Here is a 24,310-nt window from a genome sequence, read left to right as displayed (position 1 = left end):
AGATTGACGTAGCCTGACAATTAACTAATTACTAACCACTACGCGAAAAGGAATTAGTTTACCTGTTATTGTCGGGGTTGTTGAGATGGCTGGTATGGCTTCGTCTGTTGATGTGCATGTTGGGAGACGCATCCGCCTTTTACGAGGCTTGCGGAAATTCTCGCAGGAGAAGTTAGCGAAGGCACTCGGCATTACATTCCAGCAGGTGCAAAAATATGAGCGCGGGACAAATCGTATCGGTGCAGGTCGCTTATATGAGATGGCAAAAATCTTAGGTGTGCCAGTTGGTTTCTTTTTCGATGAGTTGGACAGTTTTACGCTTCCTCTAGAGGTTGGGTTACAGGAGGAGCAAGCCCCTTTCCAAAAAGGGGAAGCATCGAAAACGAGCGATGTATCCTTAAAAGCAAAAGAGGGTAGTGAGATTGAGTTGCTCATGATGCCCGAGACATTGGAACTCGCGAAGGCCTATTACAGCATCAAGGACGAGCGTCACCGCCAGAAGCTTCTTGACTTCATCCGAGATATAGCGCGTAGTCCATAAAGGAGTGTTTATCGTCTGTAGGTCAGTAAATGCTTAAATTGTCCTGCATGATAAGCATGACGTAGGTCGTCTTCATTATAATCGTAGCGAACCCAGTCTAAAAAAGGCCGTCTTCCTTCGGCTGTTTTTTGGTAAAGTAAGAAAAAGGCATCCAATATCCCTGTACGGGAATGATGAAAGTGCAGAAAACGCCAATGGAGTTGTTTAAGAGCGTCCTCTGCCGTGCCGCCTTCAAAAAGAATGATAAGACCGCTGGCGAGGCCTGTTCTATCCGCGCCGGATTTACAATGTAAAAGTAGGGGAAATTGTGCCTGAGTATAAAGGGCGTAAAAGCGTAAAATACGGTCTTTATGCGGTGCATTACGGCTCTCAAACGCCATATCAAGATAAGGCAAGCCAATATGCTGGCACATCTCTCGTCCTAACGCGTCTGCCCCACATTGGCGGTGTCCGCGTAAATTAAAGACCATTTTTAAGCCAAGTGTTTTGTGCCATCGTTTAAGGCGAGCTGGTGTGGGATGGTTGCTCCGCCATACGCGTCCCGGTATGACAGGAGCAAGGTTAGTCCACACTAAGCGGAAGATAGCGTGGTCTTTAAAAAGCCCATCAAACCAGGCATGAAGCCATTGTCGTGGGGATGAAATAGTGCCTTTAAACATGTCTTGTCTTTTCATGCTCGCAGGCCTTCGTCAATCACATAGACATGCTATAAGGTGGAAATGACACGGTTTTTTCACCCTTCTGCATTTATCCCTCTTCAAGGGCGGTGGGCCAAGTACTGCCGGCTTGGGCTATGTTTATTAGGGTGTGTTGTGGTTATGGGGTGTGCTGGAGAGGGCAATGATGATGAGCGGAGCCATCGTCATTTACCAAAAGCAGATATGACAGAGGCCTACCCTAAAAAACCATTTCGGGAGGTGCACCACCCCCCACCGGTTTATTGGGGGGGCATGGTCCCTATTGTACAGACGATCCAACCCACACCTGATGAGATTTCAGGCCGAGCGGTACGGGCTAATACAGGGGGTGTGCCTGGTGTGCCTATGGCCCCACCAGAGACACGAACAGACGTGATGTATGGCGCGCCCTCAACCAAGCAGACGCCTTAGAAGCGCTTAGTTTTCCTCAAGGGGGGTTGCGTGTTCTGGCAGCATGACGGGGATGCCATCACGTACGGGGAAGGCCAATTTCGCTTTGGGGCTGATGATGCAGTTGCGCGCAGCATCATAATGGACAGGCCCTTTTGTAAGGGGGCAGACAAGGCGCGTTACAAGTTCTGGTGCGGGGGGAGTGGTGGTCATGATGAATCATCCATTATTTGTTTGAATGTAAGACATGGTATGATTTTTGCGGTTGGGGGGCCAGCCCTAGTGTGAGAGTTCTTCCATAAGTTGATGGGCGCGCGTGTTTAAGCAGTCACACTCCAATAAGGTTTGTTTTGTACGGGCTGAAAAGGGTAGCAGCATCGGTAACATTGTAAGGAGAATGCTGTTATTAAGTTTGTTTAGATTCTGCCATTTGATGGAAAGAGAATGACGCTGGCTATAGCTTTTTAAGGCTGTAGCAAGTGCCTCTCTGTCCAGATTGAGGGAGGGGGGTTCTAAGAGGTCGTGAGAGAATGGCATGGCATTGATGCGGCCTTCCCGCCAACCGTCCTCTGTAAGTTGGTCTTGGAGCAAGCGAAAGCGGCATACTCCAGTGAGTGTGATGAAGAATTGGCCGCTTTCTTGTTCCATAAATGAAGTAACGCGGCCTAATGTGCCAACATGCTCTAACGGTGGGGTGGTATCGCCAAAGCGAGCCTCAGCATTTGGTTGGATGATGCCAATCATACGATGTTGTGTGAGAGAAGCCTCTAAGAGAGCAAGATAACGTGGCTCAAAAACGGTAAGGGGAAGCTGCCCTTGGGGTAGGAGGATAGTCTCCGTTAAAGGAAACAAGCCGACGCGGGGGGGAAGGTCTGCTAATGTTATGTCCACAAGGGCCGGGACACGCCGCTTTATTGTAGGATGTGTGTGTGTTGTTGGCATAGTATCCTCCATAAAGGGGGGCAAATATTAAAGCGCATTTTATCCCCCCTTCATGGTGTCATGAGGGGTGCTTTGTCATGAGAAAAGGAGCGAGGAGAGCTTACGTCGTGCCGTTAATGTGTCGGGATGAGTCATGCCCCAACTTTCAAAGAATGTGAGCAATTGCGCCTTTGCCGTCTGTCTGGCTTCTTCCTTGTCGTGAGCGATGATGTCGAGCAAGAGTTGGGCTGCCTCTTCTCGTTGTCCTGCACCATTGAGGGCGGTGGCAAGCTCTGCGAGCAGTGTCGTATCTTTGGGGGATTGGGCAACAGCTTGGCGTAATTGAGAGAGTTTACCGGCTGCTTTTTTGCCTTCAAGAAAAGTGTGTAGGGCGGTTTTTACCTCGCAGATGAGCGGGTCAGTTAGCAAAGATTCGGGGATTTGGCGTGCGGCTTCTTCTGCGCTGTCTGGGTCATCTAAGCCCATCATGCAGCGGATGAGACCGGCCCAAGCGGCAGGGTGGTTGGGGTCTGTCTCTAAGAGGCTGGTATAGTGATTCGTGGCCTCAGCCCATGCACCCGTTTGGAGGGCCTCTTTGGCTTTTTCCAATAAATGTGCTGCCGGTAGGCTTTGTCCACTGTCTTTAAGGAGTGTCTCAAGGAATGTTTTAAGCTGAGGGTCGGTGGGAGTGCCTTGGAAGAGGTCACACACCTGCCCCTGCCAGAAGGCGACAACAAGCGGGACAGATTGTAATGGCAGGCCCATTTGCGCCAATTGGGTGACGAGCGGACGATTTGTGTCGATGTTTAACCGTGCGAGCGTGATACGCCCTTCTAGGGCCTGAACAGCATTTGCTAAGCGAGGGGAGAGCTTTTGGCATAATGCTGAAGCAGAGGACCAGAACTCTACCATGACGGGTGTGGTCGTGCTGGCCTCAATTACGTCTTGCATGAAGTTGGCATGATCCACCTCTATCGCGTGAGAGGCCATGGGCACTTTAGGGGGAAAGAGAGACTCTGGCATGATGGGTAGGACTTTGTAGTGTAGAAAACTGACCTTGATGATAGAATTATTGTGCCTCTTTGCACAGGCAAAGGAGCCATGTGGCAAGGGGATGGCACTGTCGGAGGGAAAATAAAATGTTAGTAAGGGATTGCATCAAGGATGGCTTTGGGGCATAAGCCTCCCACCAACGATGCGGGCGTAGCTCAGGGGTAGAGCACAACCTTGCCAAGGTTGGGGTCGAGGGTTCGAATCCCTTCGCCCGCTCCAAGTGATAAAAGTTTGGGTTGTTGGTAGAGAATCTGATGCGGGCGTAGCTCAGGGGTAGAGCACAACCTTGCCAAGGTTGGGGTCGAGGGTTCGAATCCCTTCGCCCGCTCCAGACCGGTAGAAGAACCACGTTGCTAAGGGCAAGGTGGTTTTTTTTATGGCTATGCTGCGCTGCGCGTAGCACGCCTTTATAAAAAACGGGCCGCCCCTTTTAGAGACAGCCCGCTTTTATAGAGATGTGAGTAGAACTTACTTCTTCGCTGCGGCGAGGGCTGCTTCAATCACCTTGCCGGCTTCTGCTTTATCGCCCCATCCAGCGACTTTTACCCATTTATTAGGCTCTAAGTCCTTATAACGCTCAAAGAAATGGGCGATGGCTTTAAGGGTAATCTCTGGCAGTTGGTCCAAAGACTGCACGGTGCTGAATTGCGGGTGGATTTTATCATGCGGTACGCAGATGAGCTTCTCATCTTGCCCGCTTTCATCTTCCATTTTCAGCACGCCAATAGGCCGGGCACGGATAACACTACCGGGGAGGACATCAGCCGGGGTAAGAACAAGGGCATCCACCGGGTCGCCATCAGCGGCGAGTGTGTTGGGGATGAAGCCATAAGCGGCAGGATAAGCCATGGGGGTAAAGAGGAAGCGATCCACAAAAACAGCCCCGCTCTCTTTATCAACTTCGTACTTTACTTGAGAGCCCTGAGGAATCTCAATAACGACATTGATGTCATTAGGGACATCTTTGCCGGGGGAAATTTTGCTAACGTCCATGCCATGCTCCATTGATCTGATTATGTAGGCGGATAAGCGTATCCATAAAGGATACATTCAGCTTTGTATATGTGTATTACAGAGCCATTATGAGGGGGTGGGAGAGGGAAGAAAGAACGTTTTTCATGCGGAAGGGGTTGCAAAAAAAGTGCGTCTGGGCGATGTGACGGAATGTCTATGCGCCTGTAGCTCAATTGGTTAGAGCTGGCCGCTCATAACGGCTAGGTTGCGGGTTCGAGTCCTGCCGGGCGCAGATGGTGCTTCCATAAGGGGGCGTATTTGTATTTTTGGGAGAACGCCCCAAGGTAACAGGGGGCAGGGCCCTGCTTTCTGTATTCTTGTCGCGCGTTTAAGAGGGAGACCGCTACCATGGCCGCCTATCAGTATGTTTATGTCATGAAGGACGTCACAAAGTCCTATCCGGGCGGCCGCGAGGTATTTAAGGGGATTACGCTCTCCTTCCTGCCGGGGGTGAAGATTGGTGTCCTCGGTGTGAATGGTGCGGGTAAGTCCACCCTGCTTAAAGTGATGGCAGGGATTGAGAAAGAGTTCGGCGGTGAGGCTTGGGCGGCTGAAGGTGTGCGCATCGGCTATTTGGAGCAAGAGCCGCAGCTCGACCCGAACTTGACCGTTGGTGAGAATGCTGCTCAAGGCTTTGGTGAGTTGAAGAAGGCTGTTGAGCGGTTCAATGAGATTTCCATGAAGTTTGCTGAGCCGATGTCTGATGATGAGATGACGGCTCTTTTGGCAGAACAAGCCGAGCTCCAAGAGAAGATTGATGCAGAAGATGGCTGGGAGCTGGACCGTCATTTAGAGATTGCTCTTGATGCGCTGCGTTGCCCCCCAGCTGATAGCCCTGTTGATAAGCTCTCCGGCGGTGAGAAACGCCGCGTGGCTCTATGCCGTTTGTTGTTGGAGAAACCCGATATTCTCCTGCTGGACGAGCCGACCAACCATTTAGATGCCGAGAGTGTTGCGTGGCTGGAAAAGACATTGCGCGAGTATAAAGGCACGGTGATGGTCATCACCCATGACCGTTACTTCCTTGACAATGTCACGAACTGGATTTTGGAGATTGAGCGCGGGCGTGGTTACCCATTCGAGGGTAATTATTCCTCATGGTTGGAGCAAAAACGCAAACGCCTCGCGCAGGAAGAGAAAGAAGAAAGTGCCCGCCAGCGTGCCCTCGCTGCCGAGCAACAATGGATTTCCAGCTCGCCTAAAGCTCGTCAGGCCAAGAGCAAAGCCCGTATTACGCGCTATGAGGAGATGCTGGCCGCAGGGCAGGATGCCGCTGGCAGCACGGCGGAGATTGTCATCACACCTGGCCCTCGTCTAGGCCAGACGGTTATTGAGGCTGAGAATCTCTGCAAAGGCTTTGGTGACCGGCAGTTGATTGATAACCTCAACTTTAAGCTGCCCCCGGGGGGCATTGTTGGGGTGATTGGGCCTAATGGGGCGGGGAAATCGACCCTCTTTAAGATGATTACCGGCCAAGAGCAGCCTGATTCTGGCTCGCTGAAAATCGGTGATACCGTCAAGTTGGGGTATGTTGACCAATCCCGTAACGATCTTGATGATAGCAAAACCGTGTGGGAGGAAATCTCCGGCGGGACGGATGTTATCCATCTTGGCAAGCGGGCTGTACCTTCCCGCGCTTATGTTGGGGCGTTTAACTTTAAGGGGCCAGACCAGCAAAAGCGTCTTGGCGTTCTCTCTGGTGGTGAGCGTAACCGCGTGCATCTGGCAAAGATGCTTAAAGAGGATAATAACGTCCTCCTGCTGGATGAGCCAACAAACGACCTAGATGTCGATACCCTTCGCGCTTTGGAAGAGGCGTTGGAATCCTTTGCTGGTTGTGCTGTGGTCATCAGCCATGACCGTTGGTTCTTGGACCGTCTGGCCACGCATATCCTCGCTTTTGAGGGCGATAGCCATGTGGAATGGTTTGAGGGTAACTTCCAGCAATATGAGGAAGATAAACGCCGCCGCTTAGGCCCGGATTCAACGGAGCCGAGCCGGATTCGTTATCGTCCCATCGCGCGCTAATGCGTTATAAGGCGGCGCATTGTGGCAGGCAGTGAGCTGCGGACGGCGCGCCTCCTCCTCCGGCCTGTAAATTGGCCGGATATGGAGGATATGGCCCGTTTAAAGGCTGATGGTGCGGCCTTTGGCTCTATGCTGGGCGGGGTGCGGAGTCGTGCTCAAGCTGAGGCTGAGATGGCTGAGGATGTCGCCTTTTGGGCCGAGCGTGGCGTTGGTATTTTCTCCATCATTGAGCAGAATCGCTTTGTCGGGATGACGGGCGTGCATGAGCGGCCCGATGGGCGCGGGCTGGGCCTGCGCTTTGCGTTGTTCCCATGGGCATCAGGGCGGGGAATCGCACGAGAGGCCGCAGCTATTGCTCTCAATTTTGTGTTGGATACGGGGATAGAGCGTGTCGTGGCGGTTGCGCGGGAAGATAATCGTGCCTCACGCCTTGTCTTGGGCAGTATCGGTATGAGCCTTCTTGACCAGTTCGAGCGGGACGGGCACACCATGTTGGTGTATGAAAGAAGACAGACGCCGTTCTATTGGTGAGGCTAAGGGGGGCAAGCCGGATGACGACGCGCATATTTATTGATGGCGAGGCAGGAACAACAGGGCTTGGGATTCGCCGCCGTATTGAGGCCGTAGCGGAACGTTATGCTCTGACTTTATTAAGCATCGACCCTGCCCGCCGGAAGGACCCTCAAGCCCGCCAAGAGCTTATGGCGCAGGCTGATATTACCGTGCTGTGTTTACCTGATGATGCCGCGCGTGAGGCTGTGGCTTTAGGGCACGGGACCAAGACGCGCTTTTTGGATGCGAGTACGGCTCATCGTGTGGACCCGGATTGGGTGTATGGCTTGCCAGAGCTGGATTCGACTCAACCAGAGCGTATCCGTAAAGCGCGGTTTGTGAGTAACCCCGGCTGTTATGCCACGGGGGCGATCGCGTTATTACGCCCGCTTGTGCAGGCGGGGATTATCCCGATGGATGCTCATATCTCCATCAATGCTGTCTCAGGTTATAGCGGCGGTGGTAAGGCGTTGATTGAGCAGCAAGAGGCGGAAGGTGGCCCGCCTTTCTTTTTATATGGCCTAAATCTACAGCACAAACATTTACCGGAGATGACGCATTATAGCGGGTTGACGCGCAATCCGCTCTTTGTGCCATCAGTGGGGCATTTCCCCCAAGGGATGATAGTGTCCATTCCTTTGCATCTCGTCTCTCTCCCCGGTGTCCCGATGATTGAGGATGTTACAGCGGCTTTGCAGGCTTTCTATAAGGATGCACAAACAATCCGCGTTGTAGAGTCCGAGCCAAAATTAACTGCCGATGCTCTTGCTGGACGTGATGATATGGAGCTGCGGGTGAGCGGCCATAGCGGGCAGGCATTGTTGACAGCGCGGTTAGATAATTTGGGCAAGGGAGCATCAGGTGCGGCGATGCGTAATATCTTGTTGATGAGCGGGAAAGAGTGACCCGGTAAGATTTTTTCTCTTCACCTCTAGTCCTTTAGGGCGGAATCTTTTATAAGCGGGCTATCCCTCGTAGAGAGCGTAGGGCATTATGGGCGAGAGTGGCGGAACTGGTAGACGCAGTCGGCTCAAAATCGACCGCCGCAAGGCATAGGGGTTCGAGTCCCCTCTTTCGCACCATCATTTCCCAAAGCCGTTACGGGGCTTTGGGGCCGGGAAGCCGGTTATAATCGTAAGTCTCCCCATCAGAATGTAAGATGAGGTCTTGTTGCCGGGCTGCGTGTAGAGCCTCTGGGGCGAGTTGATAACCCATCATCGTTAAGAGGATGTATTTCTCCATAAGTTGGGAGAATGTCCCATCGGTTTGGCGGAGTGCCTCGGCCTGCTGGCAATAAGCGGCATGATGTAGGCCTGCGAAATAGATAGGGATACGATATTGCTCTTGGCCGCCATCATAAACCCCATGCATACCATTATCAGGTGAGGTGAGGATTTCCCCATGATCTGCGCTGTAGAGGAGCGTGCTATGGGGTAATGTCTGCTCCACCATGTGAAGAATCGTTGCGATGAGATGGTCCACATGATGGATAGCTTGGTCATAGCTCCCAGCATGGGGTAGGGCGCGCCGGTCCTCTGGGGTTGTTTTCTCCTGGTATGAGACGTGACTACCAATGAGATGGATAATAATAAAATGCCCCGCTGCTTCCTGCCGATAAATTTCTAATTGATGTTGGAGAACAGGGAGGAGGCTCTCATCATCATGTTCGCGCACGCTGAGGGGGAGGGTGCTGTAATCGGGCCGGACGACCTGTTCACTAAAGTTGGAGAGATAGCCAATCGGGCTGTTATAGAGGGATGTTCCCTCATGGCTTCCTACCCATAAGGTTTTATAGCCATGGGCGCGGGCGAGCTCGATGAGGTTTTTCTCAGTCAGGATAGCGCGGCGGTTTTGCGGGGTGAGGAAGGAGATCATCATCGGCACAGCATTATGTGTCATGCTGGCAGCGGAATGGGCGTTGCTAATGGCGCAGAGTGCACCTCGTGCGGCGAGGGTGCGCAGGTGTGGGGTCGTGTCCTGCTCTGTATAGCCATAAAGGCCGTGATGGCGTGCTGCGTCTGATTCCCCGATGATGAGGATGATGTTTTTCTCCCCCACAACACGCCCTGGTAGAAGAGCTGAGTTTATGTGCTCATGCGGGGTGAAGGTGAGGCTATGGCGGTATGCTTTTGCTTGTTGATACCCTTGATTAAGGGCCAAAGTTGCTAAGCTAGTGCCAATAAAGCCGGGAAGGTTGACGTAAAAAGCGAGATTTTTCGCAAAATAAGGGCTGTTGATATAATGGCGATGTACGCTGTCATATGTAATGGCGACATTATAATGCCCGGCAATATCGCGGTTTAAAGGGCGATGTAAAGCAATCGTGAAGGTAAGAGCGCAGCCTATAAGGCCGAACAAGGCATAAAGAGGGCGAAAACGCGCAGCTCGTGCTGTGGCGTATAGCACGCCTCCGAGGAGTAATCCGGCGAGTAAAAAGGACGTGATGGGGATCGTCCGCAGCATATTGGCAGCGTCGGCACTATCTGTCCCGGCGATGGCCATACAAATATCATAAGTGATTTTGTGATAATGGATGATGATATAGAGGTTAACGACCACAATAGCCGTGAGGGGCAGGCTAAATAAGCAGGCTACAAAACGCCCACAGGATAAGAAAAAAAATGGCAAAGAAAGGCTGGCTAGGCTGAAAGCCAGCCTATGTTGTGCCAGTTCACAATTATTCGCGACGAAGAGGTTAAGGAGGAGATAAATCCCTAACCACGCTGTGGTGATAAAATGCCTTGTTTTGGCGTGTGGTCGTTGTGTCATGGTTTTGTCTTACGCAATCGGCGTTGTTCTGCCAATCATGCTCTGTTTGGCTTGACCCCTTATGATGCGTGTGACACCTAAAGAAAATATAATCCTTTACCGTAATGATGGATGACCAACCCGTTATGCCCCCCGCTAAGCCTTCCCGCCGTCCGCAACGCCCGTATTTCTCATCTGGCCCATGCGTCAAACGCCCCGGCTGGACGCCTGAGGCCCTTAAAGGGGCTTTTCTTGGGCGGTCGCACCGTGCGGCAGAAGGGCGCGCACGGCTGCATGAGGTGATAACGCGCTCAGCCTCTTTGCTTGGTATGCCAGAGGGTTGGCAACTTGGCATTGTCCCAGCCTCTGACACGGGGGCAGTGGAGATGATTTTGTGGGCCATAGCAGGGCAACGCGGTGTGGATGTCCTCTCTTTTGAGAGCTTCTCTGGCACATGGGCGCAGGATTTACGCGATGTCCTCGCATTAGATGACCTCCGCGTGTTGGAAGCCCCCTATGGCTCCCTGCCCGATATGACGCAGATCGATTGGTCGCGTGATGTTGTACTGACATGGAATGGCACAACCTCAGGCGTGTGCATTCCTTCGGTTGAGGCGGTGCCAGCCCAGCATGAAGGGTTGGTGATTTGCGATGCGACCTCGGCTGCGTTTGCGATGGACCTGCCATGGGAACGGTTGGACGTTGTGACATGGTCGTGGCAGAAGGCCCTTGGGGGGGAGGCAGCGCATGGCATGGTGGCACTCAGCCCTCGTGCTGTACAACGGTTGGAGGAGGGCAGCCAGCGGCCTTTGCCTAAGATTTTCCGCCTTACGAATAAAAAAGGGCTGAATGAGGCTATCTTCCGCGGCGATACAATCAACACCCCCTCCATGTTATGTGTGGAAGATGCGTTGGATAGCTTACGTTGGGCGGAATCCATTGGTGGTTTGGAGGCTCTGAAAGCACGGGCGCGGAAGAATCTCGCCCTTGTGGAGGCATGGGTGGCTCAGCGTGATTGGGTGGCCTTCCTCAGCGCGACAAAAGAGACACGCTCTTGCACCTCTATTTGCTTAAAGATTACCGCACCGTGGTTTGAGGCTCTAGATGATGCCCAACGTTCTGCGGCGATTAAGAAGATGACCAGCCTTTTAGAGGCCGAGCAAGCGGGTTATGACCTTGCTGGTTATCGTGATGCCCCTGCCGGATTACGGATTTGGGGTGGGGCCACGGTTGAGGCAGAGGATATAGAGGCCCTCTTACCGTGGTTAGATTGGGCTTATGGGTGCGTTGCAGAAGAGGCCATGCGGGCATGATGGAGACACCAGATTTATCAAACCCGGCTTTGTTGCCTATGGGGTTTGTGGACCTCCTCCCCGCCGAGGCCGAGGCAGAGGCCCGCGGCCTTGCAGCGGTGATGGATGTATTCTCCTGCCATGGCTATGAGCGCGTCCGTCCCCCTTTGTTAGAGTTTGAGGCCTCATTGTTGAGTGGGTCCGGGGCGGCTTTGGCGGAGCAGAGCTTCCGTTTGTTAGATCCATCCTCGCATCGGATGATGGCATTGCGGCCGGATATGACAACGCAGATCGCCCGTATTGCAGCGGTGCGGATGCAGGATTGCCCGCGCCCGCTCCGTCTTTCTTATGCGGGGGATTGTGTGGTTATCGGCACGCCGGGGCGTGAGGGGCAGCGTCAAATCTCCCAAGCGGGGATAGAGCTTATCGGCCCTGATAAAGCCGAGGCCGATGCCGAGGTCATCGCTCTAGGGGCGGAGGCCCTTGCAAAATTGGGGATTGCTCATGTCTCTTTTGACCTTTCCATGCCTGTTATGGTTTGGAGCTTGATAGAGGATGGCTTTAGCGGGGCTGAGCGTGAGGCGATTATCCATGCGTTAGACCGGCGTGATGCCGCCGCCGTGCGGGAGCATGGTGGGGCATGGGCGGAGTTGCTTTTAGGGATGATGGATGCTGTTGGCCCGGCTCATATTGCGCTGCAGAAGTTAGAGACGCTGACATTCCCTGATAAATTACGCCCTTTTGTGGCGCGTTTACGGGCAGATGTGGCAGCGATTTTAGCACGCCTACCTACGGCTCGTTTGACGGTGGATCCGGTTGATTTCCGAGGTTGGCGGTATCATACTGGGGTATGTGTAACGGTCTTTGCTCTACATTCTCGTGAGGAATTGGGACGTGGGGGGCGTTATCTCGCAGGGGATGAGCCAGCATGTGGGTTGACACTTCATCCCCATGCTTTTTTAAGGGTGGCAGAGCCACCACCACGGCGTAAACGCTGCCTTGTTCCCCCCCATATGGCACAGAAGGACTTGTCCAGCCTGCATGAGGCAGGCTATGCCACCATCGCATCGCTTGGGGAATCAAGTGCGATGGAGCAGGAGGCGCATCATTTACGGTGCAGTCATATCTGGAAAGATGAACAACCCACCCCCCTGCCGCGCTAATAAGCGGGTAGGGATCGTCATTATGAGACGTTGAAGGAAGAGCATTCTTATGGCCAATGTTACCGTAATCGGGACCCAGTGGGGCGATGAGGGTAAAGGCAAGATTGTGGACTGGCTGTCCAGCCGTGCCGATATTGTTGTGCGTTTTCAGGGTGGGCATAATGCCGGCCATACGCTGGTCGTTAATGATCAGGTGTATAAATTATCATTGCTGCCGTCTGGTTTAGTCGGGGGGAAGATTGGCGTCATCGGCAATGGTGTCGTGGTGGACCCCAAAGCTTTGATGAGCGAGATTGACCGCGTGACAGAGCAAGGCCTGACCGTCACGCCAGAGACACTCTGGATAGCCGAGACAGCTCCTTTGATTCTCCCTGTGCATGGGGCGTTGGATCGCGCGCGTGAGCAGGCTCGTGGTACCCATAAAATCGGCACGACAGGCCGCGGCATTGGCCCTGCTTATGAGGATAAAGTAGCCCGCCGTGCCATCCGCATTTGTGACCTGACCGAGCCTGACACGCTGGATTGGAAGATTGATGAGCTGCTGCTCCATCACAATACGCTTTTAGCCGGCTTGGGGGCAGAGACCTTCACAAAGGAGGCGATCCTCGCCTTCCTTGAAGAAATTACCCCGCGTTTGCTGCCTTATGCCTGCCGTGCGTGGGACCGTCTTGCCGAGGCCGACCGCGCTGGGAAGCGCATCCTGTTTGAGGGCGCACAAGCTGTCATGCTGGATGTGGACCACGGGACTTACCCCTTCGTGACCAGCTCCAACACAGTGGCGGCGATTGCTGCTTCTGGGAGCGGGATGAGCCCGAAATCGGTCGGTTTTGTGTTGGGGATTGCTAAGGCGTACACAACCCGCGTGGGGGAGGGGCCATTCCCGTCTGAATTATTTGATGATGTCGGCAAAGGCATGGCCGAGCGCGGGCATGAGTTTGGCACTGTGACAGGCCGTCCGCGCCGTTGTGGTTGGTTTGATGCGGCCATGGTCCGCCGGGCCGTGCGCGTTGGGGGCGTGAGTGGTGTTGCGCTGACAAAGCTGGACATCCTCGATGGTATGAAAGAGGTCTCCATTTGCGTTGGGTATGAGCTAGATGGGCAGAGGATAGAGCACTTCCCCTCTGCACCGGGGGCGCAGGCCCGTGTGAAGCCAGTTTTGGAGACCATGCCGGGCTGGGATGAAACAACAGGTGGTGCGCGTTCTTGGGCAGAACTCCCCGCTCAGGCGATTAAATATGTGCGCCGGATTGAGGAATTGATTGGCGCGCCTGTCACGCTGCTTTCCACCAGCCCGGAACGTGAGGATACAATTTTGGTAACAGACCCATTTGAGGGTTGAATGGCCGGGATTGTGTTATGTGAGTGCCAGCCCGTTGCATAACTGGGCTGGTATGGCATGAATCTTCTATTGAGAGGAATTGTAAGTTCGATGCGGAAATTATTATGTGCAGGGGCGATGGCTCTTGTGCTGGCAGGTTGTTCATCTTACGGCAATCGGGCCATTAAGAATGAGACGGCTGCAACGATTGATCAAAAAATCCAAGATGGTGTGACAACCAAGGATCAGGTTAAGGCCATGTTTGGCGACCCGCTGGAGATTAATTACACTGATGGCGGTCGTGAGGTCTGGAAGTACGAGTTTAAAACTCTGCACGAGAATGGGGAGAATTACATTCCCTATTACTCAGCTTTCTCTAATGGTAGGCATGGTAAAGCCAAAACAGTGCTGCTTATTTTTGATGATAAAGGGCATGTTTGGCACCATACATTTGCAGAATCCAAGATTGCTACCCATAGCGGCGTAGCTGACTAATCCTTCTTTTTAAGAGAGTAGGATGAAAAAAGGAGTGCCCGTCATGGAGGCACTCCTTTTTTAATGTCATATCCTTTTATCGGTAGGGGCGGTTATTGCGTTGGTACGTCACCCACTAAGCCACGGGCATAATCAGTAGCGGAGAAGGGGCGGAGGTCCTCTGCCTGTTCGCCAACACCAACGAGATGAACCGGCAACTTAAATTGCTCGGCCAAGGCGACCACAATACCCCCACGGGCAGAGCCATCCAGCTTAGTGACGACTAACCCACTGACATTGACGAGGTCGCGAAAGACGCGCACTTGCTCTAGGGCGTTTTGGCCTGTTGTGGCATCTAGGACAAGCAACACACTATGGGGGGCTGTGGGGTCAAACTTTTGCATCACGCGGATGATTTTGGCCAATTCATCCATTAAAGCTTGGCGGTTATGCAATCGCCCAGCTGTATCAACAAGGAGAAGGTCGGCTTGCTCCTCCGTTGCGCGTTTTAGCCCATCATAAGCAAGGCCTGCGGCATCCCCCCCCGCCTTGCCCGCTATAACGGGTGAGTGCGTGCGCTCCCCCCAGATTTGGAGTTGCTCTACCGCCGCCGCGCGGAAGGTATCGCCGGCCACCATCATCACGGATTTCCCCTCTTGATGATAATGATGTGCGATTTTGCCAATGGTTGTCGTCTTGCCCACACCATTAACACCCACCACCAGCACAACATGGGGCTTTTTTGTGGTGTCTAGCGCAAAGGGGCGGGCCACAGGCTCCAATACGCGGGAGATTTCTGCAGCGAGGGTCTGGCGGATTTCCTCTGGGGTAATATCCTCCCCAAAGCTTTTCTGGCGGAACTGCTCTATAATCCGCTCCGCAACTGCCGGGCCCAGATCAGCCGCAATCAGCTCATCTTCCAATTCTTCAAGAGTGGCATCATCAAGTTGCCGTTTTACAAACACCGCATTAAGGCGCGCGCTTGAACGGGAGAGACCCTGTTTGAGTCGTGAGAAAAATCCAGCCATAGCAGACGACTTGGTGTGAGAAAGGGGGAGCCGTCAAGCCCTTCCTAGAGGATTTCTGCCAATAAAAGACCATCCTGCACCTTTAGAATGCGGATGCGCTCTAACCGCCCGCGTTGAGTAGGGGGCATGTTTTGTGGGGCAGAGGTGAGGGTAAAGGCGGCGAATTCTGGCGTATGGCCGCTTGTGGGGCTTTCCATAAGGACTGTTTTTTCCTGCCCAATAAAGCGGCGGAGGAACTGCTCTCTCACCTCATGGCCTAAGTGGCGAAGTTTCGCTGCACGTTCTTGGCGAATGGCACGCGGAATAGAGGGCATGCGTGCTGCTGGCGTGCCAGGTCGTTCGCTATAGGGAAAGACATGGAGGAAAGGGATAGCCTGCTCGGCGAGGAACTCATATGTCTCTTGGAATAACGCCTCCGTCTCCGTTGGGAAGCCCGCAATCACATCCGCCCCAAAGCCTGCATCAGGCCGCAAGCGGCGCACATGCTGCACTAACTTTGCGACATCCTGCGTATTATGGCGGCGTTTCATGCGTTTGAGGATGAGGTCCGACCCCGCTTGGAGCGATAAATGCAGATGCGGCATAAAGCGTGGCTCATCAGCGATGAGCTGCCATAAAGCATGGTCGCCTTCTTTAGGGGTAAGAATCATGGGGTCGATGGAGGAAAGCCGCAAACGGGCAATCTCTGGCACTTCATCCAAAAGATGACGGCAGAGCTGCCCCAACCCCTGTCCCCCATGCTGCCATGAGGCAATATCCACCCCTGTAAGGACAATCTCACAATGCCCTGCCTCTGTCAGGGCACGCGCTTTGGGAATGATGTCCGCTAAGGGCATAGAGGTCGATTGCCCCCGCCCAGTTGGAATAACGCAGAAGGTGCAATCATTATCGCAGCCTTGCTGTACTTGCAGTAACGCCCGAATATAGCGGGAAGGCGGTGGGGTACGGCCTGCCTCCTCCGGCAAACCCCATGTGGAGGGATGTGTCTTTTCCGTATTGGGGATAACCTTCGCAACACCGGGTAAAGCGGCCCAAGCCTCTGCTGCACGCTCGGAGGCACATCCAGTTACAATGATGCGCGCTGAGGGATTCTCCCGATGAGCGCGGCGAATAGCCTGCCGGGCTTGCCGCTCGGCCTCGGCTGTAACAGTGCAACTATTGACGATGATGGTTTGCCCCTCTTGCCCTAACCCCTGCCGGGCAAGATGTTCCATCGCGTCACTTTCATGCGCATTTAGGCGGCAGCCAAAGGTGAGAAGTGTAACACTCATAGGGCGGGGGCCTGCCCTTCTGCCAGCCATGTCTCATCTAACGTACCGGTGAACACATGTTGGGCGGGGCCTGTCATGAGCACATAGTCATCATCCTGCCATGTGATGGTAAGAGAGCCACATTCCATACTGACAAGGCAGGTCCGTTCCACAAGGCCGCGCCGAGCAGCATTGACAACAGCCGCACAGGCACCAGAGCCACAAGCAAGGGTCAGCCCCGCTCCGCGCTCCCACACACGCAAGCGCAGATGGGTGGGGGATTGTATGTCCGCAAAGCCGATATTGGCACGCTCGGGAAAGAGCGGGTCCGTCTCCAAAACAGGGCCAAGTGTGGCGGCATCTTCGATAGAACGAAAGAGCGTGAGATGGGGATTGCCCATAGAGCATGCAGCCCCATCATAAAGGGGGAGATGGGCTGTATCACACGCATTGGCGAGGGGGATGCTTTGCCAGTCCAGATGAGGCTTACCCATGAGGACAGAAACAAGACCGTCTGTTTGTGATGTGGGGAGGAGGCCATTTTGGGTTTGTAATGTAGGGTTCCCCCCTAATAAGGCGGCAACACAGCGGGAGGCATTACCACACGCCCCCGCCTCTGACCCATCAGGGTTGAAGAAGCGGACCAACACATCCGCCCCGGCGCGTGTGGGCGGGGAGAGCGTGACGAGCTGGTCACAGCCAATGCCGCGTTGGCGGTTACATAAACGGCTTATCAAGGTGGAGGGCAGGGTAAGGGGGGTCCTTCTGCCATCAAGAATGACAAAATCATTCCCTAATCCGTGCATTTTCGTAAAGGACATGCCCATAAGGCCCTCCTAGAGATGGATGAGATGGCTCTCTTTTATAAGCTTGTGGGGCTGGGGTAAAATGCCCCGTTATAGTGAGCGCATTTTTTCTTTATCTATGATAATGACCGACCTAGCGAGTAAAGGAAGGGAGCACCGTGCAAGGCTTACACGAGAAAGCATTTACACAAGCCTCAGCCGAGCCAGATAAAAGCTTCTGGGCCCGGCAGGATTTAGATTCATTAATGGATATGGGCGCGCGTACAGCCATTACAGCCCTGTATCGTACAGCCCTACCAGTAGGGGGGCGTAGTTTAGACCTTATGTGCGGGGCGATGAGCCATTTGCCAGAGGATGCGACCTTTCAAGAGTTCATCGGGATTGATGTTCATAAAGCCGCCTTGCAGGCGAATCCTGCATTGACGTCCTTTAAGGAGCAGGACCTCAACCAAGATACATCCCTACCATTTGATGATGCGAGTTTTGATGGGGCGTTGCTATGTGATGGCATGGCGTATCTCACTAAGCCACAACAGGTTTTGGAGGAGATACGCCGCATCCTCCGCCCCGGTGCCCCGCTGATTATCAGTTTTTCCGACAGATTCGTCCCTGCCAAAGCCGTGGCCATTTGGCAAGCGTTGGAGCCAGAGGACCGCGTACGCCTCACCAGCGCATTAATGCAGCGTGCAGGCTTTGTGGAGCTTGATACAGGCGAGGTTGTCCCCCCAGAAGACCTTACTGCATGGCAAGATACTGTACATGCTGTGATAGGCCGCTGCCCCGCTGGAAGTTGAAGCGGACGCGCTGCTTTTTAATTTGGTGGTGATCTTCTCTGGCTTTGTGGCAGGTAAAGGAGTATTTACCGCTTTTCTAGCTGTTATATTTTGGTTCGTAACAGCCCGTGTATGACCGAGTGTTCTTTGACGATGCCTTTTCCCGATACCCATCCCGCCTTAACTCGCGCCCTCGCAACGCGTGGCTATGAGCAGCCAACGCCCGTGCAAGAGGCCGTATTAGAGCCAGCGTTGGAGGGGCGGGACCTGCTCGTCTCCGCACAAACAGGCTCCGGCAAGACGGTTGCTTTTGGTCTAGCCTTCTCCTCCGATTTATTGGGTGAGGGGGACCAGATGGCCCCTACAAAAGCACCGCTTGCTTTAGTCATCGCCCCTACGCGGGAGCTTGCTATGCAAGTGCAGGCAGAGCTTTCTTGGCTATATGGTGAGACAGGCGCGCGTATTGCGAGCTGCATCGGCGGGACAGATGCCCGCCGGGAAGCCCGCGCCCTTACCAGTGGGGCGCATATTGTTGTTGGCACACCGGGGCGGCTTTGTGACCATCTCTCCCGTGGTAAGCTCAATCTCGCAGCTTTGCGCGTTGTCGTGCTGGATGAAGCTGATGAGATGTTGGATATGGGCTTCCGGGAGGAGTTAGAACAACTTCTGGACGCCTCCCCTAAGGACCGCCGCACCCTTTTATTCTCCGCCACCATCGCGCGGGAAATTGCCTCTCTGGCACGGCGTTATCAAAAAGAGGCTAAGCGGATTGATACCGTCTCCGGCCAAAAGCAACATGCCGATATCACCCATCGTTGCGTGGTTACAGCCCCGCAAGAGGTGGAGCGGTCGCTCGTTAATGTGCTGCGTTACTATGAGAGCCAAACCGCTATGGTGTTCTGCAATACGCGGCTTTTGGTGAATCAGGTGCAAGCCGCCTTGCTAGAGCGTGGCTTTGCCTCGGTCGCCATTTCTGGCGAAATGGGTCAGAATGAGCGTTCCCGCGCGATTGAGAGCCTACGCTCTGGGGCAGCGCGTGTATGCGTGGCAACGGATGTCGCAGCGCGTGGGATTGATGTCCCCGCTTTGGGGCTTGTTGTACATGCGAGTGTGCCTTCATCCTCCGATACCTTCTTGCATCGCTCTGGTCGGACAGGCCGTGCAGGGCGTAAGGGGGTGAGCGTGTTGATGGTGCCGTTTAACCAACGGCGTAAAGCGGAGCGCGTGCTCGCCCAAGCTCGCGTTAAAGCAGAGTGGGAGCCTGTCCCCACAGCAGAAGCCATTGCCGAGAAAGACGCTCAACGTTTGTTAGAAGACCCAATCTTGACAGGCGAGGTTGATGCCTCTGTCCCAGAGGAGATTGTGGCAAAGTTAGTCGAGCAGTTTGATGCCGCTCATTTAGCCCGTGCGTTAGTGGGCTTTCATAAAGCGCATCTACCGCGCGTGGAGCATATTCGTCCTGTCTCGGTGGAGCCTCCAACTCGTGGGGCTGCGCGTGAGGGCACGGGCCGTGGGCATGATATGTCCGGTTCGTGGTTCCGCCTTGGTGTGGGCCGTAGCGAGAAGGCTGACCCTAAATGGTTGATCCCTCTCATTTGCCGCCTCGGTGGGGTGCAGAAGCGCGATATTGGCAGCATCCGCATCCAGCAAGAGGATACGCTGTTCCAGATTTCTGATGAAAAAGTCGCGCGGTTTAATGCCTGTCGCGCTGGGGCGGATAAGGATGAAGTCACTATCGAGCCTGCCGAGGCCCCCGCTGGTGGGGCAGGCCCGCGCCGTGGGCGTGGTGGCCCGCCGGGCCGCCGTTTTGGGGCCCCGAAAGGACGTTTTGGCGGCCCCGGCGGTGGGGGGCGTCGTGAGGGGCGGGAAGGACGAGAGGGCCGCAGTGGTCCCCCGTCTTCAAAGCGTCGTTCTGGCCCCGCGCGTAATGGGGAGAAATCCTCCCGCCGCCGTAGCTGATGTCATAAGGGAGGGGGCTTACCCCTCCTTTTTGATGACCGCTAAACCACCCGATGCTTGGCAGACAGGCATAATCTCTAAATGATTTACATTCATATGGGCGGGGAGGTTAATCAACCATGAGACGGTCTCGGCAATATCAGCAGGCATGAGTGGCGTTGCATTTTCATAAACAGCGCGGGCTTTGGCATCGTCACGCAAACGCACATTGCTAAACTCACTACCGCCCACAAGACCGGGCTCAATAGTTGTGCTGCGTAAAGCCGTGCCGAGCAGGTCTGTGCGTAGATTCTTCATAAATTGGGCAACGAAGGCTTTTGTCGCCCCATAAACATTCCCCCCGCGATATGCGTAATGCCCTGCCGTACTGCCGATGGAGATAATATAACCACGGTTACGCGCCACCATACCCGGCAAGATTGCGTGGGTAATTTCCACAAGGCCGGAGATGTTGGTGCCAATCATGGTCTCCCAATCCTCAATGGAGGACTCTTGGGCAGGGGTTACACCCAAAGCAAGACCGGCATTATTGATGAGGACATCAATAGCCCGCCATTCCTCTGGCAAGCTGTCTGGCAGTGCGCGCAGGGCGGTATGGTCCTGCATATCTAATGTGAGGGGGAGAAAGTGCGCGCCCAATTCTTTATGGAGAGCAGCGAGTCGCTCACCCCGGCGGCCTGTCCCGATGACACGATGCCCTTCTTTAACAAGGCGCGTGGCTATTGTATGGCCAAAGCCTGCCGTAGCCCCTGTGACGAGAATAATCTGTGATGGCGACATAGTGCGCACTCCGCTCTATGATGTGTAAAAACAGCACTATATCTTGTTATGATGGCTGCTCATATTGTTTGTAAGAGGTGTTCATGCCGATTCTTGCCCCTCATGAGATATTGACGGACCGTTTGCTCATTGCCAGCCCTGTTTTGGCGGGGACGGAGTTTGCTCAAACCGTCATTTATCTCTGCGCGCACTCTGCGGAGGCTGGGGCGATGGGGATGATTGTTAATCGCCGTCTCACCCACCCAGATATTGGCGAGCTGCTCAGACAGCTTGATGTCTCACCCAACCCACCACAACGCTTATTTGGTGTCGGTGTTGGTGGGCCGGTAGAGCCAGGACGTGGCTTTGTCCTCCACACGCCCACCTCTTTGGGCGAGCAAGGGGCTAAGCGTCGTCTCTCCGTTCTGGCGGAAGAAGGCCCCGTGGCAGAGGTCAGCGCAAGCCTTGAGATGATTAAAGAGCTCGCCGCAGGGCGGGGGCCAGAGCAAGCTATGCTCCTTCTTGGTCATGCAGCATGGGCGGCCGGACAGTTGGAGGAGGAGATTCTCCACGGCAATGCGTGGTATGTCGCCCCGGCACAGGCCGATATTATCTTTGACGTGGACCCTTCCTCAAAATGGCAACGCGCTTTAGCCAGCGTAGGGCTGGAGCCCGCTTCACTCTCTGCATCTGTAGGGGAGGCCTAAGCGTAACACGCAAAGCTGCCCTTCCATTGCCATAAGCCTCATTTCGGCTCACATAATTGATGTGGGGATAATCTCGGAACGCCCTCTTGAAATAGGCGTCATCGTGCCTAAATTTTAGGCACAGCATGTCGCCATAATGGGGCAGGCTGAACATTCATCGCTGCCAAAAATGGGGCGAGACGGAGAGGCAAGATTATGGATATTCAGAAGTTTACAGAGCGGAGCCAAGGCTTCATTCAAGCGGCTCAGACCATTGCTCTGCGTGATTATCACCAGCAATTAACGCCAGAGCATTTGCTCAAGGCCCTGTTGGATGATGAGCAAGGGGCCGCTGCGGGCCTGATTCGTGCAGCAGGGGGTGACCCTAAATCTGTTCAACACGCTAATGATGTCGCGTTGGCAAAATTGCCAACCGTGCAAGGCAGTGGGGCGTCACAACCTCAACCAACACCGGATTTTGTACGCGTCTTAGATGGTGCAGAGGCTGCTGCTAAAGCCGCCGGTGATAGCTATGTCGCGCAGGACCGTCTTTTAGCGGGCATTGCTGCGAGCAAAACCCCCGCCGGGGAGGCTCTGCGGCAGGGCAAAGCGTCCGCTCAAGCGTTAGAAGGGGCCATTGCCGCTGTACGCAAAGGCCGTACAGTTGATTCAGCCTCGGCTGAAAATAACTTCGATGCGTTGAAGAAATATGCGCGTGATGTCACAGCCCAAGCGCAGGAAGGTAAGCTGGACCCCGTCATCGGGCGTGATGAGGAGATTCGCCGTGCTATCCAAGTGCTGGCACGCCGCAGCAAGAACAACCCGGTACTGATTGGCGAACCCGGCGTTGGTAAAACCGCCATTGTGGAGGGGCTGGCTCTACGCATCGTTAATGGCGATGTGCCAGAGGCTTTGCGCAATAAGAAGCTGCTTTCCCTCGATATGGGCGCATTGATTGCCGGTGCGAAATATCAAGGTGAGTTTGAAGAACGTCTGAAGGCCGTCCTCAAAGAAATTGAAAGTGCCGAGGGGCAAATCATCCTCTTTATTGATGAGATGCACACCCTTGTTGGGGCCGGTCGTTCTAGCGGGGCGATGGATGCATCCAACCTCATCAAGCCAGAACTCGCCCGCGGTGTGTTGCACTGCCTTGGGGCCACAACGCTGGATGAATACCGAAAATATATCGAGAAGGATGCCGCCCTCGCACGCCGCTTCCAGCCGGTTTTTGTGGGTGAGCCCTCTGTGGCGGATACAATCTCCATCCTGCGCGGGATTAAGGAGAAGTACGAGCTGCATCATGGGGTGCGGATTACCGATAACGCTTTGGTCTCAGCCGCCACGCTGTCCAATCGCTACATCACGGACCGCTTCCTCCCCGATAAAGCCATCGACCTGATTGACGAGGCCGCGAGCCGCCTGCGGATGCAGATCGACAGCAAGCCAGAGGCTTTGGACGAGCTAGACCGCCGCATCATCCAGCTCAAGATTGAGCGTGAGGCGATTCGCAAAGAGGATGACACAGCCTCTCGTGAGCGGCTCGAAGCGTTGGAGGCGGAGCTTGCCGACCTACAAGAGAAGTCCGATGCGATGAGTGCAGCGTGGCATGCGGAGAAAGACCGCATGAATGCTGTGCAAAAATATAAGGAAGAACTCGACCATGCACGCTCAGAGGTTGAGGTCGCGCAACGTCAGGGGAATCTCCAACGGGCCTCTGAGTTGATGTATAGCCGCATCCCTGAGCTAGAGCGCCAGATTGAGCAAGCCCAGCAGGCTGAAGCACAAGCGGATGAAACCGGCCTTTTTGCCGATACGGTGACAGACCAAGGCATCGCTGCGGTTGTCTCCCGTTGGACAGGTGTGCCCGTGGACCGGATGCTAGAAGGTGAGCGGTCCAAACTCATGCGTATGGAATCCGTCTTGCGGGAGCGTGTCGTAGGGCAGGAATCAGCCTTGGTTGCTGTCTCTAACGCAGTGCGTCGTGCGCGTGCGGGCTTGCAGGACCCCAACCGCCCGATTGGTTCCTTCTTGTTCCTCGGCCCTACCGGTGTGGGTAAAACCGAGCTTGCCAAGACGCTCGCGCAGTTTCTCTTTGATGATGAACGCGCCTTGCTGCGGATTGATATGAGCGAGTTTATGGAGAAGCACTCCGTCTCTCGTCTCATCGGGGCCCCTCCGGGCTATGTCGGTTATGATGAAGGCGGTGTGTTGACCGAGGCCGTACGGCGTCGTCCTTATCAGGTCATCCTCTTTGATGAGGTGGAGAAAGCGCATGAGGATGTCTTTAACATCTTACTTCAGGTGCTTGATGATGGCCGTCTGACAGACGGGCAAGGCCGTGTGGTGGATTTCCGCAATACCATCATCGTGCTGACGAGCAATCTCGGCTCTGAGATTCTAGCGCATCAGAAGGATGGCGAATCCACCGAGTCCGTTCGTAATGAGGTGATGGAGGTTGTCCGGGCGCATTTCCGGCCGGAGTTCCTTAATCGTCTGGACGAGATCATCCTGTTCTCCCGTCTCCAACGGGCCGATATGGGGCAAATTGTGGAGATTCAGCTTGGGCGGCTGCGGCATCTTCTGGCTGATCGCAAAATCACCCTCTCTTTGGATGATAAAGCACGGGAGTGGATGGCCGAGGCTGGGTATGATCCCGTCTATGGTGCGCGCCCATTAAAGCGGGTCATCCAGCGTGAGTTACAGAACCCCCTTGCGGGCCTCCTGTTAGAAGGGACCATCCATGATGGGGATGAGGTGACAATCTCCGCTAATGAGCAAGGGTTGCTCATAAATGGACATGCCACCGCTCAGAGCTAAGCGGAGGAGGTAACTTGGTAAAAAACCGCCCAAAACGGGC

23 protein-coding genes and 4 tRNA genes are annotated in these 24,310 nt (G+C 54.4%); 17 read left to right on the top strand and 10 right to left on the bottom strand.

Features of this window, described 5'->3' with window-relative positions; all coding sequences use genetic code 11:
- Positions 1-94: 94 nt before the first annotated feature.
- Positions 95-541 (top strand): helix-turn-helix domain-containing protein, encoded by a 447-nt coding sequence (locus tag NQF64_RS08405; RefSeq protein ID WP_257875201.1) that lies wholly within the window; start codon positions 95-97, stop codon positions 539-541.
- An 8-nt stretch (positions 542-549) separates the two neighbouring features.
- Here the strand turns inward: NQF64_RS08405 and NQF64_RS08400 are convergent, their stop codons facing one another.
- Positions 550-1,200: a tyrosine-protein phosphatase gene (locus NQF64_RS08400; protein ID WP_099027423.1), complete on the bottom strand. Its 651-nt coding sequence runs from the start codon at positions 1,198-1,200 to the stop codon at positions 550-552.
- A gap of 60 nt (positions 1,201-1,260) precedes the next feature.
- Here NQF64_RS08400 and NQF64_RS08395 point away from each other — a divergent pair, with 60 nt between their 5' ends.
- Entirely contained in the window at positions 1,261-1,650 is a 390-nt protein-coding gene (locus tag NQF64_RS08395; protein WP_266107077.1) for a hypothetical protein, read from the top strand.
- Positions 1,651-1,656: 6 nt separating this feature from the next.
- On the opposite strand, the gene NQF64_RS08390 is transcribed toward NQF64_RS08395, so the two are convergent.
- The 3 genes from NQF64_RS08390 to NQF64_RS08380 form a co-directional block, all read right to left on the bottom strand.
- Complete coding sequence (locus NQF64_RS08390) at positions 1,657-1,842, bottom strand: Trm112 family protein (RefSeq protein WP_266107076.1); 186 nt, start codon at positions 1,840-1,842, stop codon at positions 1,657-1,659.
- Between the two features lie 66 nt (positions 1,843-1,908).
- Positions 1,909-2,571 carry an LON peptidase substrate-binding domain-containing protein gene (locus tag NQF64_RS08385; RefSeq protein WP_257875200.1) on the bottom strand — a complete coding sequence of 221 codons (663 nt, stop codon included), beginning with the start codon at positions 2,569-2,571 and terminating at the stop codon, positions 1,909-1,911.
- A gap of 75 nt (positions 2,572-2,646) precedes the next feature.
- The gene (locus tag NQF64_RS08380) at positions 2,647-3,573 is read right to left on the bottom strand and encodes a tetratricopeptide repeat protein (RefSeq protein ID WP_266107075.1); all 927 of its coding nucleotides are present in this window, start codon (positions 3,571-3,573) and stop codon (positions 2,647-2,649) included.
- A 174-nt stretch (positions 3,574-3,747) separates the two neighbouring features.
- Here NQF64_RS08380 and NQF64_RS08375 point away from each other — a divergent pair.
- Positions 3,748-3,822: transfer RNA gene (locus NQF64_RS08375), tRNA-Gly, on the top strand.
- Between the two features lie 37 nt (positions 3,823-3,859).
- Positions 3,860-3,934: transfer RNA gene (locus NQF64_RS08370), tRNA-Gly, on the top strand.
- A 137-nt stretch (positions 3,935-4,071) separates the two neighbouring features.
- Here NQF64_RS08370 and ppa read toward each other — a convergent pair.
- On the bottom strand, positions 4,072-4,596 hold the full coding sequence (gene ppa, locus NQF64_RS08365; protein WP_099027418.1) for an inorganic diphosphatase: 525 nt from the start codon (positions 4,594-4,596) through the stop codon (positions 4,072-4,074).
- A 179-nt stretch (positions 4,597-4,775) separates the two neighbouring features.
- Here ppa and NQF64_RS08360 point away from each other — a divergent pair.
- The 5 genes from NQF64_RS08360 (at position 4,776) to NQF64_RS08340 (ending at position 8,279) form a co-directional block, all read left to right on the top strand.
- Positions 4,776-4,849, top strand: a tRNA-Ile gene (locus tag NQF64_RS08360).
- A gap of 116 nt (positions 4,850-4,965) precedes the next feature.
- Positions 4,966-6,645 (top strand): energy-dependent translational throttle protein EttA, encoded by a 1,680-nt coding sequence (gene ettA / locus NQF64_RS08355; protein WP_099027417.1) that lies wholly within the window; start codon positions 4,966-4,968, stop codon positions 6,643-6,645.
- Between the two features lie 21 nt (positions 6,646-6,666).
- A complete protein-coding gene (locus tag NQF64_RS08350) occupies positions 6,667-7,176 on the top strand; it encodes a GNAT family N-acetyltransferase (RefSeq protein WP_099027416.1) in 510 nt (169 codons plus the stop codon).
- A gap of 20 nt (positions 7,177-7,196) precedes the next feature.
- Positions 7,197-8,102 carry an N-acetyl-gamma-glutamyl-phosphate reductase gene (gene argC / locus NQF64_RS08345; protein WP_266107074.1) on the top strand — a complete coding sequence of 302 codons (906 nt, stop codon included), beginning with the start codon at positions 7,197-7,199 and terminating at the stop codon, positions 8,100-8,102.
- A gap of 92 nt (positions 8,103-8,194) precedes the next feature.
- Positions 8,195-8,279, top strand: a tRNA-Leu gene (locus NQF64_RS08340).
- Positions 8,280-8,295: 16 nt separating this feature from the next.
- Here NQF64_RS08340 and NQF64_RS08335 read toward each other — a convergent pair.
- The gene (locus NQF64_RS08335) at positions 8,296-9,966 is read right to left on the bottom strand and encodes a phosphoethanolamine transferase (RefSeq protein WP_266107073.1); all 1,671 of its coding nucleotides are present in this window, start codon (positions 9,964-9,966) and stop codon (positions 8,296-8,298) included.
- A 107-nt stretch (positions 9,967-10,073) separates the two neighbouring features.
- Here NQF64_RS08335 and NQF64_RS08330 point away from each other — a divergent pair, with 107 nt between their 5' ends.
- From NQF64_RS08330 to NQF64_RS08315, 4 genes are all read left to right on the top strand, one after another.
- Positions 10,074-11,258: a phosphoserine transaminase gene (locus NQF64_RS08330; RefSeq protein WP_266107114.1), complete on the top strand. Its 1,185-nt coding sequence runs from the start codon at positions 10,074-10,076 to the stop codon at positions 11,256-11,258.
- Positions 11,255-12,400 carry an ATP phosphoribosyltransferase regulatory subunit gene (locus NQF64_RS08325; RefSeq protein WP_099027413.1) on the top strand — a complete coding sequence of 382 codons (1,146 nt, stop codon included), beginning with the start codon at positions 11,255-11,257 and terminating at the stop codon, positions 12,398-12,400. Before NQF64_RS08330 ends, NQF64_RS08325 begins: the two co-directional genes overlap by 4 nt.
- 49 nt (positions 12,401-12,449) lie before the next feature.
- Positions 12,450-13,739, top strand: a complete 1,290-nt coding sequence (locus NQF64_RS08320; RefSeq protein ID WP_266107071.1) for an adenylosuccinate synthase — start codon at positions 12,450-12,452, stop codon at positions 13,737-13,739.
- A gap of 90 nt (positions 13,740-13,829) precedes the next feature.
- Entirely contained in the window at positions 13,830-14,213 is a 384-nt protein-coding gene (locus NQF64_RS08315; RefSeq protein WP_266107070.1) for a hypothetical protein, read from the top strand.
- A gap of 92 nt (positions 14,214-14,305) precedes the next feature.
- Here the strand turns inward: NQF64_RS08315 and ftsY are convergent, their stop codons facing one another.
- From ftsY to dapF, 3 genes are read right to left on the bottom strand one after another with little or no spacing between them, the layout of a single operon-like run.
- Positions 14,306-15,220 (bottom strand): signal recognition particle-docking protein FtsY, encoded by a 915-nt coding sequence (gene ftsY, locus NQF64_RS08310; protein ID WP_155573860.1) that lies wholly within the window; start codon positions 15,218-15,220, stop codon positions 14,306-14,308.
- Positions 15,221-15,264: 44 nt separating this feature from the next.
- A complete protein-coding gene (locus NQF64_RS08305; protein WP_266107069.1) occupies positions 15,265-16,491 on the bottom strand; it encodes a MiaB/RimO family radical SAM methylthiotransferase in 1,227 nt (408 codons plus the stop codon).
- Positions 16,488-17,297 (bottom strand): diaminopimelate epimerase, encoded by an 810-nt coding sequence (gene dapF, locus NQF64_RS08300; protein ID WP_155573858.1) that lies wholly within the window; start codon positions 17,295-17,297, stop codon positions 16,488-16,490. The genes NQF64_RS08305 and dapF overlap by 4 nt, the downstream gene beginning before the upstream one ends.
- A gap of 137 nt (positions 17,298-17,434) precedes the next feature.
- Here dapF and NQF64_RS08295 point away from each other — a divergent pair, with 137 nt between their 5' ends.
- Both NQF64_RS08295 and NQF64_RS08290 read left to right on the top strand, forming a co-directional pair.
- Positions 17,435-18,070: a class I SAM-dependent methyltransferase gene (locus NQF64_RS08295; RefSeq protein ID WP_266107068.1), complete on the top strand. Its 636-nt coding sequence runs from the start codon at positions 17,435-17,437 to the stop codon at positions 18,068-18,070.
- A gap of 132 nt (positions 18,071-18,202) precedes the next feature.
- Complete coding sequence (locus NQF64_RS08290) at positions 18,203-20,008, top strand: DEAD/DEAH box helicase (RefSeq protein ID WP_266107112.1); 1,806 nt, start codon at positions 18,203-18,205, stop codon at positions 20,006-20,008.
- A gap of 18 nt (positions 20,009-20,026) precedes the next feature.
- Here NQF64_RS08290 and NQF64_RS08285 read toward each other — a convergent pair whose 3' ends face one another.
- A complete protein-coding gene (locus tag NQF64_RS08285) occupies positions 20,027-20,788 on the bottom strand; it encodes an SDR family NAD(P)-dependent oxidoreductase (protein WP_266107067.1) in 762 nt (253 codons plus the stop codon).
- Between the two features lie 83 nt (positions 20,789-20,871).
- Here NQF64_RS08285 and NQF64_RS08280 point away from each other — a divergent pair, with 83 nt between their 5' ends.
- Positions 20,872-21,474, top strand: a complete 603-nt coding sequence (locus NQF64_RS08280) for a YqgE/AlgH family protein (RefSeq protein WP_099027405.1) — start codon at positions 20,872-20,874, stop codon at positions 21,472-21,474.
- Between the two features lie 195 nt (positions 21,475-21,669).
- Positions 21,670-24,270, top strand: coding sequence for an ATP-dependent chaperone ClpB (gene clpB / locus NQF64_RS08275; protein ID WP_266107065.1), 2,601 nt, complete (start codon positions 21,670-21,672; stop codon positions 24,268-24,270).
- Positions 24,271-24,310 lie beyond the last annotated feature (40 nt).

Source organism: Bombella saccharophila, assembly GCF_026385475.1.
GTDB classification, from domain to species: Bacteria; Pseudomonadota; Alphaproteobacteria; order Acetobacterales; family Acetobacteraceae; genus Bombella; species Bombella saccharophila.
The sequence above is the reverse complement of the archived record's forward strand: the minus strand, read 5'-3'. Positions and strand labels throughout refer to the sequence as shown.

Bases quoted from the DNA above. Each gene is read 5' to 3' on its own strand.
- NQF64_RS08405 (WP_257875201.1), top strand. From the start codon at position 95: ATGGCTTCGTCTGTTGATGTGCATGTTGGGAGACGCATCCGCCTTTTA.
- argC (WP_266107074.1), top strand. From the start codon at position 7,197: ATGACGACGCGCATATTTATTGATGGCGAGGCAGGAACAACAGGGCTT.
- ettA (WP_099027417.1), top strand. From the start codon at position 4,966: ATGGCCGCCTATCAGTATGTTTATGTCATGAAGGACGTCACAAAGTCC.
- ppa (WP_099027418.1), bottom strand. From the start codon at position 4,596: ATGGACGTTAGCAAAATTTCCCCCGGCAAAGATGTCCCTAATGACATC.
- NQF64_RS08280 (WP_099027405.1), top strand. From the start codon at position 20,872: ATGCCGATTCTTGCCCCTCATGAGATATTGACGGACCGTTTGCTCATT.
- NQF64_RS08400 (WP_099027423.1), bottom strand. From the start codon at position 1,200: ATGTTTAAAGGCACTATTTCATCCCCACGACAATGGCTTCATGCCTGG.
- dapF (WP_155573858.1), bottom strand. From the start codon at position 17,297: ATGGGCATGTCCTTTACGAAAATGCACGGATTAGGGAATGATTTTGTC.
- NQF64_RS08385 (WP_257875200.1), bottom strand. From the start codon at position 2,571: ATGCCAACAACACACACACATCCTACAATAAAGCGGCGTGTCCCGGCC.
- NQF64_RS08305 (WP_266107069.1), bottom strand. From the start codon at position 16,491: ATGAGTGTTACACTTCTCACCTTTGGCTGCCGCCTAAATGCGCATGAA.
- NQF64_RS08290 (WP_266107112.1), top strand. From the start codon at position 18,203: ATGCCTTTTCCCGATACCCATCCCGCCTTAACTCGCGCCCTCGCAACG.
- NQF64_RS08285 (WP_266107067.1), bottom strand. From the start codon at position 20,788: ATGTCGCCATCACAGATTATTCTCGTCACAGGGGCTACGGCAGGCTTT.
- NQF64_RS08395 (WP_266107077.1), top strand. From the start codon at position 1,261: ATGACACGGTTTTTTCACCCTTCTGCATTTATCCCTCTTCAAGGGCGG.
- NQF64_RS08390 (WP_266107076.1), bottom strand. From the start codon at position 1,842: ATGACCACCACTCCCCCCGCACCAGAACTTGTAACGCGCCTTGTCTGC.
- clpB (WP_266107065.1), top strand. From the start codon at position 21,670: ATGGATATTCAGAAGTTTACAGAGCGGAGCCAAGGCTTCATTCAAGCG.
- NQF64_RS08315 (WP_266107070.1), top strand. From the start codon at position 13,830: ATGCGGAAATTATTATGTGCAGGGGCGATGGCTCTTGTGCTGGCAGGT.
- ftsY (WP_155573860.1), bottom strand. From the start codon at position 15,220: ATGGCTGGATTTTTCTCACGACTCAAACAGGGTCTCTCCCGTTCAAGC.
- NQF64_RS08320 (WP_266107071.1), top strand. From the start codon at position 12,450: ATGGCCAATGTTACCGTAATCGGGACCCAGTGGGGCGATGAGGGTAAA.
- NQF64_RS08335 (WP_266107073.1), bottom strand. From the start codon at position 9,966: ATGACACAACGACCACACGCCAAAACAAGGCATTTTATCACCACAGCG.
- NQF64_RS08330 (WP_266107114.1), top strand. From the start codon at position 10,074: ATGGATGACCAACCCGTTATGCCCCCCGCTAAGCCTTCCCGCCGTCCG.
- NQF64_RS08325 (WP_099027413.1), top strand. From the start codon at position 11,255: ATGATGGAGACACCAGATTTATCAAACCCGGCTTTGTTGCCTATGGGG.
- NQF64_RS08380 (WP_266107075.1), bottom strand. From the start codon at position 3,573: ATGCCAGAGTCTCTCTTTCCCCCTAAAGTGCCCATGGCCTCTCACGCG.